Source organism: Agromyces sp. NPDC055658 (genome assembly GCF_053618155.1).
In genome coordinates this window covers 68,782-83,879 of sequence record NZ_JBSHHD010000015.1, presented here as the reverse complement: position 1 = coordinate 83,879, position 15,098 = coordinate 68,782, and the positions used below count along the sequence as shown (strand labels likewise).

Genomic DNA, 15,098 nt, shown 5'->3' with positions numbered 1-15,098 from the left:
CGAACCAGCCTCAGGAGCCGTCGGCGAACCAGCCTCAGGAGCCGTCGGCGAACCAGCCTCAGGAGCCGTCGGCGAACCAGCCTCAGGAGCCGTCGGCGAACCAGCCTCAGGAGCCGTCGGCACCTCGACCGGGCTGCCGTCACCGGCACCCGAACCACCCGCGTCGCCCGAACCCGGGGTCGGCGCGTCGTTCGAGACCTCGACCGTGCTGCCGTCACCGGCACCCGAACCACCCGCGTCGCCCGAACCCGGGGTCGGCGCATCGTTCGAGACCTCGACCGGGCTGCCGTCACCGGCACCCGAACCGCCCGCGTCGCCCGCACCGGGCGTCGGGGAGTCGTTCGACACGTCGACCGGGCCGGATCCAGCCGGTTGGTTCGACGAGCCGGAGCCGCCACCCGGTGTCGGCTGCGAGTCGGAGCCGACGTCGATGCCGGGCGTCTCGGTCGCCGACGGCCCGTGACCCGACCCGCCCGGGCGAAGCGCGTTGATGCCACGACCGCCTGCGGTCAGCGAGCCGCCGAGCAGCGCGCCGAGCACCATGTCGGAGATCGGGTTGAACTCCTCGCCGGTCACCGCCGACTCGACCGCAGAGCTCGCGAGGCCGTCGACGGCACCTGCCCCCGTCTCACCGGCGACCTCTCGGAGACCGTTGCGGAGGCCGGGACCACCCGACCCGCCGAGCACCCGCGACAGCGGCGACGCCACGGCGCCGCCCGCGAACGCGGAGAGGAACGCCGTGCCGACGTCCTGCGAGGTGTAGTCCTTGTCGCCCGAGCGCATGGCGTTCACGCTCGCCGTCGAGATCGCCGACGCGAGGCCGGCCTGCAGGCCCTCCTTGGCCGCGCGCAGCCCGCCGCGCACCAGCACGCCCTGCACGCCGCGGATGCCGCGGAGGAAGTCGCGCAGTCGTTCGATGAGCTTCGCGATCTTCACGCACCAGCGGATGATCGTCGTCGACACCTTCGCCGCGGTGGCCAGGGCACCGATGCCCGCCGTCACGATCGACAGGAGACCGCCGATCGCCAGTTCCGCGGCGATCTCGATCGCCATCTGCTTGAGGAACCATCCCAGCTCCTCGCGCATGTCGCGCAACTGGGTGCGGAAGTCGCTGATCCAGGTCTGCATGCCCTCGGCGCTCGTGACCATGTCGCCGAGGCCCGACGCGATGCCCTGGCGGCACGAGAGCATCGACTGCTGTTGCGGCACGGTCATCGCGGAGATGCTCGACATGCTGCCAGAGACCTTGGACTTCGCCGAGCGCACGCTCGAGGCGAAGGTCCCCCACGCTTCGGCGGCGTTGGCGAGCTTGTCCTCGTCGCCGGTCGGGATGACCACCCCGACCTGCGCCAGACCCCACTCGATGAGCTCCTGGAACTCCCCCAGCGGCCCGGGCCACCCGGCGCCCAGCGCGTCCGGCGGATTCGACTTCGACTCGTCGATGAAGGGGGTCGCCGTCGCCGGCTGCGCCGTCGCCGGGTCGAGCCCGGCACCCGGCTTCTGGGCCCCGTCGTACGCGCGCCCCGAGTTGGACAGGCCCGCGTCGAGGATTCGCAGCCCGTTCGCGAACGAGCGCACCCCGTCGATCGTCGGGCCGGCGAGGGCGTCGTACCCGTCGCTGCCCTGGCAGAACTCCTCCGCCGCGTTGTCGTCGCCCGCCATTCCGCCGGCACCGGACAGCGACGACGTCAACGCCGAGATCGCTCCGTCCAACGACTGGGCGATGCCATACAGCTCTTCACCGTCTTGGACCAGCCGAGCCGAGTCCAACCGCACCTGTACCACGAACTACCCCAAACTCGACTCGAGATCCGCCCACGACGAATCGAGTCCCTCGATCGTCGCCGTGTACGCATCGAACGTGACCTGCGCCTGCGCCAGCAATCCGTCGGCCGTCTGCTCGAGCGCGGTGGCTCCGACGGCCCATGCGCTGAACGCACCCAGGAACGACTGCATCGCGGGACCCTGCCACTCCGCCGGGAGCATGTAGGCGAACCCGCTCGCACCCTGCTTCAGTGCGGAGCAGTACGCGACCAGCTCGCCCATCGTCTGCACCAACGCCTGCAACTCCGCAGTATCGGCCTGCTGCTCAGCCACGACCGTCACCTCCACCTTCACCGCGCACGATCGCTTCGCCGTCGGAAGCCTCGGCACCGGATGCGGTCAACGTCGGCCCCGCCTCGGGCACGTACGGCTCGCCGTCGGCGTCGAGGCGGAACACCCCGGTGCCGATCGAGTCGTCGTCGCCGTCTCCGTCGGAGTCGCCCGAGCCGCCACCCGTGGCCTGCCCGCCGCGACGAGCGCCGAGGGCCCCGCCGCCGAACTGCTCGACCTCATCGTCGCCCGCGTAGTCGCGGCCGAAGAACTCGGCCATGTCCTCGGCCTTCTCCTCGCCCGAGGCGACGCGCTTGCCGAGCCCGCCCGATGCGTTGCGCACCGCGACGAGCCCCTGCCGGCCCTGGCGGAAGCTGCCGCCGACGCCCGACTCGGTCTGCGTGTACGAGCCGTCGGCCGCCATGAGCCCGTGCTGCAGGCCGGTCAACGACAACCGCACCTGTCCGGCGAGGGTCAGGAACGTGCCCCAGTTCTCGGCGAACTTCTCCGCGTCTTCGCCGACCCACGTCGTCCCGGCCATCCGCGTCACGACGCGATCGACCGATGCGAGATTCGCATCGAACGTCGTGACGACCGAGCCGATCAACGCGGCGACTTCGCTCAGCGAATCCGCGCGTACCTTGAAGTAGACCATCCCAGACCCCTCGCTCGTGGCAAGGTGCCGGCACCTTCATGCACCGGCACCCGATAGACCGGTGTCAGCCGTTGAACGTACCGGCGATGGCGTTCTCGCTGTCTTCGTACGACAGCGAAGCCTGGTTCAGCAGGTCGCTGATGCCCTGCAGGGACTCCTTCAGCTGCAGGCCGGCCTGGTCCCACTGCGAGTAGAGCTCGTTGAAGCTCTGCGAGGCCGTACCCGACCAGTCGCCCGAGATGAGGCCCTCGACGAGCGACTTCAGGTTCGACAGCTGCGACTCGATCGACTGCGACCCGCTCGAAAGCTGGCCGGCGACGCCGGCGAGGGACTCAGAAGTGACGCGGATCTCCGCCATGATTTCCTCCGTTGAATCAGCACAGAATTGCTTGACACGACGTGGAGCCGACAGTTCAACCCCGACGTCTGCACCACGCTACCTGCTCCGCCCCAGATCACCGATGGGGACAACTCCCCATCCCCTTCCCGCCCGACGCTGCGCCGATGCCGGCGCGGTTCGGGCCGGGCGCACAGGGTAGGCTGACGTGCCGCAGGGCACTCGAAATCTGACGGAGGTGACGTCGTGCCGGAGATCGTCTACGAGGCACACGTCGACCACGCGAAGGTCGACCGCACGGGGCGGTGGAACTCGGGCATGCTGCTCACCAGCGCCGCGATCGGGGTGCTCCTCGCCGTCGGCCTCGCCGTCGCCGTCATCGCCGGCCTCGGCTGGTTCACCATCACGATCGCGAGCCTCGGCGTCGCGGCCTGCGCGGTCTCGGTGCTCCTCGCCTCGCGGCGCCGCCGCGCGCTCGGCCTGCTCGTGACCGACGACGACGTCGCCGTCGCCGTCGAGACCGAGGGGATCCGGCTCGCGGGGGCACCCCTCATCCCGTGGACGGAGATCGTGTTCGTCGGGGTGCTCGACGACCGAGCGCGCAGCGCCCGCGTCCAGGACCTGCCGTTCTCCGGCCCGCTCGCGCGTGCGACCGTCAGGTCGGGCAGTGCGACGCTCCTCTGCGAGATCGGCGTCCGCGACGGCGAAGCACTCCGACGCGCGTTCGCCGGCGCGCGGGGCGCCGACCGCGTCACGCTGTTCGACCGGTTCGACGGCACTCGGCGCGGCCTGATTCCGCTGATGCTCGACGCCGTCATCGACGACGCCACGGCGCTCCAGGCCGCGCAGGTGCTCATCCGGGAGGCAGAGCGCCGAGGCATCCCGGCTCGTTCGTTCACCAAGGTGTTCGCATACTTCGAGTGGAAGGGGCCGATGATCGATCTGAAGTGGCCCGTCGAGAAGAAGGGGATCGCGTGAGCGAACCGCAGGAACTGCCGATGCACGCCGCGAGCACGGAGGTGCGTCGTGTGCGCTCCCGAGGCCAGATCATCGCGGCGCTCGTCATGGTCGCCGCCGGCGCGATCTGCCTCGTGCTCTCGTTCGTCATGTACGACGCGCTCGTCGAGGTCTCGTCCGACATGCAGGGACGTCGATCCGGCCTGCGCACGTTCGTGGCCCCCGGCGCGGTACTGCTCAGTGCAGCGGCGCTCGTGTGCGGCCTCATCTGGCTGTTCGCGTGGTCGTACCGCTGGGAACGCGTCGCGACCGGCACGAAGCTGAAGCAGCGGGTGAACACGTACCTGGCCGTCGCCCCGCAGGACGCCGGCGCGCTGCTCGAGCGCGTCCGCACGGGCGACCCGCGCGTCTACCTCCCGCTCCCCGTCGCCAAGCACGGCAACGTCGTGCTCGCGACCTGGCTCGCGCCCGCCGACTCGGTCGCGTACGTGGCGGTGACCGCAAAGGTCGGTCGCGAGTGGCAGCCGCTGCCCCTCGTGACGCTCTCGGGCAATGCCTACAACGCGATCAGCCTGGTGACGGCCGACCAGTACGGGTCGCGCGCGAGCCAGACGATCGTCAACGGATTCCTCGACCCGTTCCTGCGCGACTGAGTCGCTGTCGGCCGCGCCTCCGGGGGCGCGGAGGCGGACGCGGACCGTCGGGTTCCGCAGTCGAGCGGCACGGCCGCCCACCGAGCGACGCCGGTTCGCGCGACGGCAGCGCGCCGCTCAGGCGGCGGCGCGCATCTCGAAGCTGATGTCGCCGACCCATACGCGGTCGCCGGGGACGACCTCGACGACATCACCCGAGCCCGCCAGCGGAATCTCCTGACCGGCGCGCTCGACGTGCGAGCCGTTGCTCGATCCGGCGTCGGCGACGGTGATGCGCCCCTCGATGAGCTCGAAGTACAGGTGCACGCGCGACACCGAACGGGTGTCGTCGAGCACCTCGATCGCCTGCACCCCCGTCGCCGCGGCGGTCTGCGCGGGCTTGCGGCCGATGACGGCCCGGCCGCTGACCATCACGTGCTGCCCGGTCGAGAACAGGAGCTCGACCTTCTGCAGCACCGGCGGGGCGGAGGCCACGACCGGCTGCTCGTTCGCCTTCGCCTGCTGCCACGGCAGCAGCGAGGGCAGCGGCACCGGGTCGATCGGCTGCCGCGGCGCCGCCGGCGCCGCCACGGCGCCGGGCGCGGGCGTCGGCCGTGCCGCACCGGGCAGTGACGCCGGCGCCGGCGGCCGGCTCAGTTGCGGCACGAGCTGGCCGCACTCGGCGCAGAACATGCTGTTGGGTTGCAGCGTGGCGTCGCAATACGCGCACCGTGCAGAGGCCACAGTCCGTCACCTTTCCGTTCCGGGTCGACCGACCCCGTCGAGTCTATGTTCTCCGGCCGACGCGACGATCCACCTGTGGATGCCTCGCGCACGTGCCGCATGCGCACCGTTCCCGATCACTGCCGGGGGTCGGGAACCCTCGCCGGCATCCAGCCTCCGGCCGACAGGAACACCCCGCCGCCGGGGGTCGAGTGCCCGAGCATGAACTTCGGGATCGGCGCGCCGACGGCCTGCGTGCCGATCATGGCCTGGTTCGGGCGGAGCACGAACGCCCGCCGAGCCTTCTTCGCCTCGACGAACGGCCCGCCGAACAGCGTCGAGAGCGAGTCGGAGTCGGCGGCGACGATGAAGGTCGCCCGGTGCTTGATGCCCGTGAGCGCGTGCTCGATCGGCGCGTTCTTGAACTGCTCCGCATCGTCGACGACGACCGTGAGCCTGGCCCCGTCGAGCGGCGCGAGGACTTCGTCGAGCTGCGGCGGCTGCACGTCGCCGGTGCGGATGACCGGGATGCCTGCGGCATCGGCGAGTTCGGTGAGCACCGACGCTCGCGGTGCCACGACGAGCAGCGGCTCCTTGCGCCAGGCGAGCTGGTGCACGAGCGCGGCGAGCGCCGACGACCGCCCCGACCGCCGGTCCCCCGCGACGATGAACCCGCCCTCGCCGGGCCAGTCGAGCGTGAACTTCGACAACCGGTCGCCGCCGATCGCGACGACGATGCCGTGCTCGGGGCCGCCGTCGCCGAGCGGCAGTTCGTAGGCCGTCGTCAGGGCCATGTACCCGGGCAGCGGATCGACGCGGAACGGCTGCGGCAGCTCCTGCAACTGCGGGAACTGGTCGAAGTGGTCGCGGACGTGCTCGATGATGCGACGCAGCGCCGTGGTCTGCGCCTCGCCGCTCGTGTCGCGGACGAGCACCGCCAGCTGCGCTTCGGAGCCCTGGGCGCCCCACAGCGCCCGGCCCGGCGGCAGGTCGAGCGGAATGTCCTTGGCCATGATGCCCGCGGTGCGGTAGTCGTTCAGGTCGCGCATCGGCAGGGCGTACTGCTCGTCGATGAACGACGAGACCTTGTCGCCCGAGATGCCGCGGTCGCCGGTCATGAGCACGCGCACGCCGACCGCCGGGCCCTCGCGGAGGATCCGCATGAACTGGTCGCGGAAGGTGACGAGCTGGTCGGGGTTCATCGTCGACAGCATGCGCTCCCAGCCGTCGACCGCGAAGATCGCGTACGGCAGGGCGGTCGCGGGGTCGGCGTGGGCGCGCTGCTCGTTGATGTGGCCGACGCCCGCGTTCGAGAGCACGGTCTGGCGGGTCGCGAGCTCCTCGAGCATGCGCTGCATGAGTCGCGGGAGCCGGTCGCCGTCGAGCTGCGTGACGACGGCGCCGCACTGCGGGGCGTCGGCGAACGGCAGCAGCGCGCCGTTGCCGAAGTCGCTGATGTAGAGGTGCAGGTCGCCAGGCGTGAACCGCTGGACCGCCTGGGCGAGGAGGGTGCGCAGAGCCGTCGTCCTGCCCGACATCGATCCGCCGAGGAAGAGGATGTGCGATCCCGTCGCGACATCCCAGGTGAGGCTGCGCTGCGACTGCTCCCCCGGAACGTCCTCGAGGCCGAGCAGCAATTCGGCTGGAGCGAGGGGAGCGTCGGCGAGGCGCTCGAGCGGGAGCACCGCCGGCAGGGGCAGGAGCCACGGCGACGGGTTCTTCTGGATGCCGAGCCGGTTCGTCGCCTCGGTGATGACGTCGACGAGCGCACGGAGGTCGGTGTCGTCGTGATCCCGGTTCTCCTCGACCGCTGCCGGCTGCTTCGGGAACCGCACCGGGAACCCGAGGGTCTCCCACTCGAGCTTGGCGGCGGGCGGCAGGACTTTCACCGAGCGCTGGGCACCCGGGCGGATGCCCGCCACGCGCGCGGTCTGGAAGCCGCTCGGCGCGGCGCTCGGTCCGAGCCGGACGAAGCCGCGACCGGGCGTGGAGGCGCTGATGAGCGCGGCCTCTCCCGAGCCGAGCACGTCGGACGAGTCCGAGCGGTCGGTGACGCGAAGCGCGACGCGGAGGTTGATGTTCGACTGCATCTCGGCGGTGATCACACCCGCCGGGCGCTGGGTCGCGAGCACGAGGTTGACCCCGAGCGAACGGCCGACGCGGGCGATGCGCACGAGGCCGTCGATGAACTCGGGCAGCTCGGTCTTGAGCTCGGCGAACTCGTCGATCACGATCATGAGCCGGGCGAGGCCCCGCCGGGCCGCGGTGTCGGCGTCCTTCGCCCATGCCGCGTCGACGTCCTTCGCCGCCATGTCGCGCAGCACGACCTCACGACGCTTGAGCTCGGCGTCGAGCGACGCGAGCGCGCGCTCGGTCTCGCGCGCGTCGAGGTTCGTCACCATGCCGACCGTGTGCGGCAGCCGCTCGCAGTCGGCGAAGGCCGAGCCGCCCTTGTAGTCGACGAGCACGAAGTTGAGCGCGTCGGGCCGGTTCGCCATGGCGAGGCTCACGACGAGCGCCTGGAGGAACTCGGACTTGCCGGATCCGGTCGTGCCGGCCACGAGCGCGTGCGGGCCGTCGCGCGAGATGTCGAGCGCGAACTCGCCGTCGGCGTTCGCGCCGACGACCACGAAGGTGTTGCGCGGCTGCTTGGCCCAGCGCTGCATGATCGGCGACGGGTCCTCGAGGTCGATATTGAGGAGGTCGACCATGCGCACGCTCGTGGGCAGCATCGCGTCGTCGCCGACGCCCGAGACGTGCTGGATCGAGCAGAGGCTGCGCGCGATGCGCTGCGATGCCGGGATCGAGACGCCGTCGAGCAGCACGGTCGGGTAGTACTCCTTGCCCGTCTCGAAGCGGCCGAGCGCGGGGTCGGACGGGTCGATGAGGATGACGCTCGCCGCCTCTTCGGGAAGGCGCGCCCGCTCCGAGTCGAGTGCGAGCACGTGGATGCCGTGCGCCGGGCCGTGCTCGAGGATCGGCACCATGCCCGGCAGCATCCGGTAGTCGCGTGCGCCGTCGACGACGAGGAGGACGTCGGAGGCCGCGGGGGCACCGCGCTGGCCCGCGCTGCGCATCCGGTTCTCGAGCATGACCGCGACCTCGCGGAGCCGCTCGCGGCGCGTGTCGTCGGTGTTGCCGAGCATGGCCGCGACGGTGCTCGTGGCCTGGGTGTGCGGCAGCCACTGGGTCCACCCCCACTCGGCGTCGTCGGCCGCGTCGCACACCACCACGAGTTCGGCGTCTCGGGGCGAACGCAGGGTCGCGTACGAGGTCACCATTGCGCGCGCGACGTTGCGCACGGCATCGGGCGGCCCGGCGATGCCGACGACGCCAGACCTGAAGTCGGCGGCCACCGGCTGCGGGGTGACGCCGACGGAGGGCTCGGCGGAGCGGTCGCGGCCGCCGCCCTCGAATCGCACGTCGAGCTGCACCTCGGTGACGCCCACGCGCAGCTGCATCGCGTCGTCGTCGACTCGGCGACGCTCCCAGAGCCGCGCGAGCGGGCGGGTGGCGATGTCCGCGATGACGACCGGGTCGGGCATGCGGTACCAGCCGTCGAGGCGCTGCGCCTTGGCGAGCTCGGCGATGCGCCGGCCCGCCGCCTTCACCTCGTCGATCCACTGCTGCTCGGTCTTCATGCCCTTCTTCTTGGCGAGCTTGCGATTCGTGAGGAACGAACCGATCACCATGATCGGGCTGGCTGCGGCCATCATGAGCATGATCGGGCGCTGGAAGAGCACCGCCATGGTGACGCCGAGCACGACCGGGATGATCGCCGACAGCCACGGCAACGGCGACTGGTCGGGGTCGTCGGGCTTGTCGCCCGGCAGCTGGACGACGGGCTGGCTCTTGGACGGGTGGATGCGCGACGGCCGGTTGAAGGCGCGTGCGCCGAGCGCGTCGCGGGTGAGATCGGCGTCGGAGCCGGGCGCGACGCCGATGCGGAACATGCTGTTGCCGAGCTGGAACAGGTCGGCCGGCACGAGCTCGGCTTCGCCGTCCACGGCGTCGCCGTTGACCCACATCTGCGCACCGCCGACCGGGGTGAGCATCGCCTTCAGCGGTGCGGGCCGGCCGTCGGCAGTGTCGGTGCGGACGAGCGCGAGCGTCGCGTGCTCGGGCGCGAGCGCGGGGTCCGCGATCGCGAGGGATGCCGCCCGGCCGCTGCCGATCGAGATCGTGCCGCCCGGCATGAGCGGGACGGTGTCACCGGCGAACGGGCCGCCGACGACCTCGAGGCGGAGGGCGCCCGGCGCCAGCTCGACCGAGTTCGACGGCGGAACCGTCGCACCGGAGAGGAGCATCGACTCGCCCAGCGGAGTCGCGGTCGTGGCGCTCGGGTCGAGCGACTCGTGCGGCACGCCGAGCGACTCGGCGACCTCGCCGATCGTCGTGGCCTCGTCGACCTTGAGCAGGTACGACGCCGCTCCCGCGGGGTCGGCGATCGTGAGTCGGACGGTCATGCTGCCAACCTCTCTGTCATTGCACGCCTGCACGGTCGAGCGTTCGGATGAGCGGGGCGAAGACGCCGACTCGCTCCGTCGAGTCGGACTCCACGGGAACCCGCGGCACGATGGCCGAGACGACGCCCGCGTCGTCACCGTCATCGTCGTCGGCGTCGATCGTCGTCGCCGGCACCGGACCGGATACGGGAAGCTCTGCGCCGTCACCCACGACGGTGACCGAGCCGCTGGCCTGCTCGCCCTCGCTCGAGGCGATGTGGAAGTCGAACTGGTCGACGGCGGCGCCCCGCGAACGGAACTCGGCGATGCCGTCGGGACGGCAGACGACCGATCCGTGGATCGGCGCCCCGCACCCGAGCAGGCTGATCTCGGCACCGCCGACATCGAACGCGAGCTCGTTCAGGTCGATCGTCTGGGACTCCCCGTCGGCCGCGACGAACACGTTCATGGCGACGAGCACCCCCTCTGGCCGGTAGACCGGGATCTCGACCGTCGCCTCGGGCGACCACGTGCCGAAGTCGTCGGCGAAGCGCAGCCCGACGCCGGCGAGCCCCGCGTACGAGGCGCTCGGCCGGAACACGAGGTGGGTCGAAGTCGCACCTGCGGTGCCGGCGCCGGCTGGTTCGACGCCGACGACGTCGAGCCGGCCGCCCTCCTTGCACACCGCGCACTCGATGTCGAGCGCGCTGATCGGGATCATGACCGTCGAGCCCGCGGCGACGGGGTACCCGAAACGGATGTCGCGGGCGACCGGGGTCTCGGGCGGGGCGAGCCGCACGACGTAGCGGAACACCATCGACGTGCCGCCATTGGTCTGCGGCACGGGGAGCAGGATCGCACCGGCCTCGGGGTCGTACGCCTCGGCGGTCAGCACGATGTGCTCGGCATCGCACGCCGTCACGAGCGGCGAGGCCTGCTCGGGCGGGCCGCAGTCGCTGATGCGCCAGCCCGCGGCCGGCTCGATCGTCGTGCTGCCGAGGTAGGGCACCTCGACCTCGGTCGGCGAGGCGGCCGGCGGCACCACCTCGTCGGCGACCGCCTGCGAGGCGCCGAACGACAGGCCGAACGTCGCGAGGAAGGCGACGGCACCGACGACGGCCATGATCGCACGACGGCCGATCGATCTGGTCACCGGTCTCCCCGTCGTCGCGCTGGAACGCCCGGCTCGGCGTTCGGGTTACCATGGTACGCGCTCAGCCGCGACGTCCGTCGCGCCCACCGTGCACGAAGGGTCACGATGTCCGCCTCGTCTCGACGCCGCGATTTCCGATCCACCCTGCAATCGCACGACCAGGTCTCGGCGCCGGCGGCGCCCCCGACGCGGCATCCCGGTCAGCCGGCCGTGCCCGGCGTCGCGGCCGCTCAGCAGGCCGTCCTCGGCGCCGCCCAGGGCCAGACCGCGCTCCAGTCGGCCGGCGGGGCGCGACCGCTCAGCAGCGCCGGTTCGGTGCTCCCGGTGCTCGCCGAGGCCCCCAAGCAGGCTCGCCGCTGGTGGCGCCACCCGGCCTTCCTCGTGTCGGTCGGCCTCACCTTCGTCGCCGTCGCCGCCACGGCCACGCTCCTCATCGTGTCCGCCGTGACCGACGACTCGGTCACGGTGAGCGGGCTCTCGGCCGAGGTCGCCGAGGGCAACCTGCATCTCGACTGGAGCGGCCCCGACGCCGAGTACAGCCTCTACGCGGTCGACGGGGACGGCACGGCGACCGACCTCACCCAGTTCGTGCGCGGCACCGAGGCCTGGCTGTACTCCGCTGCGGCGGTCTACGACGACAGCACCTGCTTCGTCGTGCGCCCCGGCGGCAGCGACGCCGCCGTCGCCCTCGACGCGGCGACCCTCGATGCACAGCGCGCCCAGAGCGTGTGCACCGCCGACGCGGTCTCGTGATGTCGTTCTCCGCCCGTGCGGCCGGCCTCGCCGGGGCCGCGGCGTGCGCGATCGTGCTGGCGGGTTGCACCGGTGCACCTGCCGCACCGCCGCCGACGCCGACGCACCTGCTCGCGCCGCCCGACGGCGAGCCGATCGCCGGCAACGGCCTCTGGCTGCTCGCGGGCCCCGACGCGACCCACGAGATCGCCGAGGCGATCAGCGGGGCGGGTGCGGTGCAGTACCACGGCTCGTACACCGAACTCACCTCGCCGAGCGACGGGTCCGAGCCGCGCGCGGGTCGCGGCCTCGCCGTCGACTACCGCGGCCGGGCCGGCGAGTACGCGGCGAAGATCACGGCGGGCGACGAACGGGTCGAGGTCGTCGCCGTCGACGGACGCACGTACGTTCGTGGCAATGAGGCGTATGCGAGCGCCCATGGGATCCCCGACGCGGCGGACGGGTTCGTCTGCGCCACCGGCGACGACTCGCTCGTCGCAGAATGGGCGCCCCTGCTCGAACCCGGTGACCTGGTCGAGTCGCTCCTCGCGTCGAGCGAATCGGTCTCGGTCGAGCCGCCGCTCGGCGATGCCGACCTCATCGACGTGATCGTCGGCCAGACCGGCGCCCCCGTCGGCGTGCTCACGGTCGCCCGCTCCGGCGCTCCGCTGCCGCGGGAGTTCCGTGCCGCCGACGGCACCGGCGACGGCACCTTCGCGTTCGAGGGCTGGGGCGAGCCGATCGAGATCGAGCCGCCGGCCGAGCTGTCGGTCGCCTGCGGCTGAGCCGCAGCGTGAGGCTCAGGCCGGATCCCACCCCGGGAAGCCGGCGCAGCCGATCGTGAGTCGGATGAACCCGTCGGTCTTGTCGGTCAGGATCGCGTACGACGCGGCGGCGTCACCGGCGTCGACGGCCTCCTGCATGCGATCGAGATTGCGCAGGGCGGTGGGGATCCACTCGACGAAGGCCCCCGCCGGCAGGCCGGACGGGTCTTCGGCGAGGATGCCGCGCACGTCGCGGATCGCCCGGCCCAGCTCTGGCAGGTCCTGCGGCCGGTACGCGGCCGAGATGCTGACGGCGACGAGCTCGGTGACCGGTCCGCGCAGCTGGTCGCAGCGCTGCTCGAGCGTGTCGGCCATCAGGCGCCCGCCCCGGTCCGGTCGATGTCGAACTTCTCGAGCGGCGTGCGCACGCCGTCGCGGAAGGCTCCGAGCCCCGACTCGAAGTCGACGGCCGAGCCGACGAACAGCACCGACTCGTCGGGCGCGACGTAGATCTTGCCGCCGCCCCTCGCGGCGTGCACGAGGCACACTCCGAGACCGTCGGGCAGTTCGAGCACGTTGAGGACGGGGTCGGTCGTCAGCTTCGCGAACAGCGCCGTGCCGACCTCGACCAGACGAGCCGAGCCCGCCTCGGCGTCGGGACGCGATGCTGCGGGAACCTGCAGCCGATGCCGCACCTTCGGCGTACCCGCCTGGCGGACCGCGAGCGAGAGATACTCGGCGAGCCCGACCACCTGCAGCCCGTCGGGCTCGGCAGGGCCGCCGACCGACGGCGCGACGTGGCCGAAGCACTGCTCGAAGCCCGGCACCCCGGCTCGCTCGCGCGCTACGGGGTACGGCTGCCACTCCCATGCGGCCTCCCGCTGGGCGGGATCTTCCACGAACGCGACGAGGTCGTCGAAGCTCGCCCCCTCGATCACGTCGATGGCACCGAACCTGGCCTTGACGACGAAGTACCGACCGTCGTTGTGCATGACGAAGTCGCCCAGCGCGGTGGTGAACAGCACCGTCGCGCCCTCGGGCAGTGCCATGGCTCCGGCGACCGTCTCGGCCGCGCGCGCCGGGTCGACGAATCGGAAGTATCCGTCGTCGCCGACCATGCCGGCCCCGATCGAGCGCCAGAGCCGTGCGACCTCGGCGGGCACGCGGGGCTCGAAGTCCGCGATCGTGGCGTCGGAGATCGGTGCGACCGGGTCGAAGCTGCGGAACCTCGTCATGGATGCCTTTCTCGTGGCGGAGACGCGCGGCCTCGCCGTCGCGCGTCCGCCCGCGGATCGTGCGCCCGGTCGTTGCCGAGCGCCTCGTGCAGTCTACCGGCGGCCGTCCGGCACGGAATGGGGAGCGGTCCCCATGCGGGCGCGCGCGGACCGCGGCTCACCATGGCGCACGGCGGCGCGCCGTGCGGACCGGCCCCTCGTGCGCTCGGTTCAGCCCTGCCGCGCCTGCGGCCCGGCCGCGAGCTCGCGGTCGTACGCCTCCAACGCCTCGCGGTTCCGCTCGGTGACGGTACGGCCTCGGGCGGCGATCCAGCCGCCGAGCCAGATCGGGACCTCGCGGGCGATGACCGCTGCGACGATCGCGAACGGGTCGAGCCAGCGCTGCCCGACGAACGCGGCGGCCTCGTCGAAGGTGAGCGTCCACGCCTCGACCGTCAGCAGCGCGCCGCCGATGTACGCGAAGTAGACGAGCGCGCCGACGAGGACGCCGAAGACGACGTACGCCCACCACCGACCGCGGTTCACGATCGCGGCGAGGATCGCGAACCCGATGAAGAACGCCGCGATCGGCACCCAGTACACGGGCTTGGCGAGGAATCGCTCGAGGTACACGTCGTTGACCGCGTCGACGTTCGCCTGCGTCATCAGCAGCAGGTACGCGACGCCCGCATAGAGCAGCGCGAAGAGCGCGGTGCCGATGAGCGCGACGAGCACGCCGAAGGCTCGGTTGCCCTTCGCCTTCGGTGGCTCGGGCGCCTGCACGTAGACGGTCTGCGCGGACGGCGCGAACGCCTCGGTCGGCTCCGGCGCGAGGGTCGCCGCGCCGGCGGCGCCGACCGTCGCGGCGGTCGACGGCGGCACGTAGGTCTCGCGGCGTACGGCACCGGCCGGAATGGGCGACGGCACGGCGTCGGTATCGTCGACGCCGTCGTGTTCGGCCGCTGCGGCGGCCGCGACGTCGTCGTCGGATGCCTCGTGGCCGGCGTTCGCCCGTTGCACGGCCGCGTCGAGCGCGCTGGTGTCGGCCGGGGCGGTCGGCTCGGGCTCCTCGAGGGCTGCCGCGGGCGAGGCATCCCCCGGGCTCGCGACGGCGGCGTCGTGCGCATCACCCTCGGTCGACGCGACCGAGGCGACGACCTCGTCATCGCCCGGCGCTGCGGCGGCGGGCTCGCCGTCGGCGCGACCGGGATCGGCAGGGGCGTCGTCGTGCGCGGGGGCATCGTCGGCGGCGGCACCGTCGGCCGGAGCGGGCTCGTCGACGGCCGCGGTCTCGTCGGGCGCGCGCGCGGCGTCCGGGCTCTCGGGCTCGGGCACGGCGTCGCCGTCGAGCGGCTCTGATCCGGGCGTCGTGCTGCTCATGATCGCGCTCCT

General features: G+C 72.2%; 13 protein-coding genes and 1 pseudogene. 4 read left to right on the top strand and 10 right to left on the bottom strand.

Annotated features, from left to right (window positions below; genetic code table 11):
* The 4 genes and pseudogenes from ACWGPE_RS09255 to ACWGPE_RS09240 all read right to left on the bottom strand — a co-directional run.
* Positions 1-1,692, bottom strand: a pseudogene (locus tag ACWGPE_RS09255) (hypothetical protein); the annotation flags it as partial.
* 96 nt (positions 1,693-1,788) lie between these two features.
* Positions 1,789-2,097: a hypothetical protein gene (locus ACWGPE_RS09250; RefSeq protein WP_231430083.1), complete on the bottom strand. Its 309-nt coding sequence runs from the start codon at positions 2,095-2,097 to the stop codon at positions 1,789-1,791.
* Positions 2,090-2,749 carry a WXG100 family type VII secretion target gene (locus ACWGPE_RS09245; RefSeq protein WP_231430082.1) on the bottom strand — a complete coding sequence of 220 codons (660 nt, stop codon included), beginning with the start codon at positions 2,747-2,749 and terminating at the stop codon, positions 2,090-2,092. The genes ACWGPE_RS09250 and ACWGPE_RS09245 overlap by 8 nt, the downstream gene beginning before the upstream one ends.
* 64 nt (positions 2,750-2,813) lie before the next feature.
* Positions 2,814-3,107: a WXG100 family type VII secretion target gene (locus tag ACWGPE_RS09240; protein WP_231430081.1), complete on the bottom strand. Its 294-nt coding sequence runs from the start codon at positions 3,105-3,107 to the stop codon at positions 2,814-2,816.
* A gap of 225 nt (positions 3,108-3,332) precedes the next feature.
* On the opposite strand from ACWGPE_RS09240, the gene ACWGPE_RS09235 reads away from it, so the two are divergent.
* Positions 3,333-4,064, top strand: a complete 732-nt coding sequence (locus ACWGPE_RS09235) for a hypothetical protein (RefSeq protein WP_231430080.1) — start codon at positions 3,333-3,335, stop codon at positions 4,062-4,064.
* Positions 4,061-4,696, top strand: a complete 636-nt coding sequence (locus tag ACWGPE_RS09230) for a hypothetical protein (RefSeq protein ID WP_231430079.1) — start codon at positions 4,061-4,063, stop codon at positions 4,694-4,696. Before ACWGPE_RS09235 ends, ACWGPE_RS09230 begins: the two co-directional genes overlap by 4 nt.
* A gap of 117 nt (positions 4,697-4,813) precedes the next feature.
* Here ACWGPE_RS09230 and ACWGPE_RS09225 read toward each other — a convergent pair whose 3' ends face one another.
* From ACWGPE_RS09225 to ACWGPE_RS09215, 3 genes are all read right to left on the bottom strand, one after another.
* Complete coding sequence (locus ACWGPE_RS09225; RefSeq protein ID WP_275505452.1) at positions 4,814-5,419, bottom strand: FHA domain-containing protein; 606 nt, start codon at positions 5,417-5,419, stop codon at positions 4,814-4,816.
* Between the two features lie 116 nt (positions 5,420-5,535).
* Complete coding sequence (locus tag ACWGPE_RS09220) at positions 5,536-9,864, bottom strand: FtsK/SpoIIIE domain-containing protein (protein ID WP_452048556.1); 4,329 nt, start codon at positions 9,862-9,864, stop codon at positions 5,536-5,538.
* Between the two features lie 16 nt (positions 9,865-9,880).
* Positions 9,881-10,996, bottom strand: coding sequence for a hypothetical protein (locus ACWGPE_RS09215; protein ID WP_452048555.1), 1,116 nt, complete (start codon positions 10,994-10,996; stop codon positions 9,881-9,883).
* Positions 10,997-11,101: 105 nt separating this feature from the next.
* Here ACWGPE_RS09215 and ACWGPE_RS09210 point away from each other — a divergent pair, with 105 nt between their 5' ends.
* The gene (locus ACWGPE_RS09210) at positions 11,102-11,749 is read left to right on the top strand and encodes a hypothetical protein (RefSeq protein WP_452048554.1); all 648 of its coding nucleotides are present in this window, start codon (positions 11,102-11,104) and stop codon (positions 11,747-11,749) included.
* Complete coding sequence (locus ACWGPE_RS09205; protein ID WP_452048553.1) at positions 11,749-12,513, top strand: hypothetical protein; 765 nt, start codon at positions 11,749-11,751, stop codon at positions 12,511-12,513. Before ACWGPE_RS09210 ends, ACWGPE_RS09205 begins: the two co-directional genes overlap by 1 nt.
* A gap of 15 nt (positions 12,514-12,528) precedes the next feature.
* Here the strand turns inward: ACWGPE_RS09205 and ACWGPE_RS09200 are convergent, their stop codons facing one another.
* The 3 genes from ACWGPE_RS09200 to ACWGPE_RS09190 all read right to left on the bottom strand — a co-directional run bounded on the left by ACWGPE_RS09200 (position 12,529) and on the right by ACWGPE_RS09190 (position 15,086).
* Positions 12,529-12,867: a hypothetical protein gene (locus tag ACWGPE_RS09200; RefSeq protein ID WP_231430073.1), complete on the bottom strand. Its 339-nt coding sequence runs from the start codon at positions 12,865-12,867 to the stop codon at positions 12,529-12,531.
* Positions 12,867-13,727, bottom strand: a complete 861-nt coding sequence (locus tag ACWGPE_RS09195; RefSeq protein WP_275505447.1) for a T6SS immunity protein Tdi1 domain-containing protein — start codon at positions 13,725-13,727, stop codon at positions 12,867-12,869. The genes ACWGPE_RS09200 and ACWGPE_RS09195 overlap by 1 nt, the downstream gene beginning before the upstream one ends.
* Before the next feature lie 210 nt (positions 13,728-13,937).
* Complete coding sequence (locus ACWGPE_RS09190; RefSeq protein ID WP_452048552.1) at positions 13,938-15,086, bottom strand: hypothetical protein; 1,149 nt, start codon at positions 15,084-15,086, stop codon at positions 13,938-13,940.
* Between the last annotated feature and the right edge of the window lie 12 nt (positions 15,087-15,098).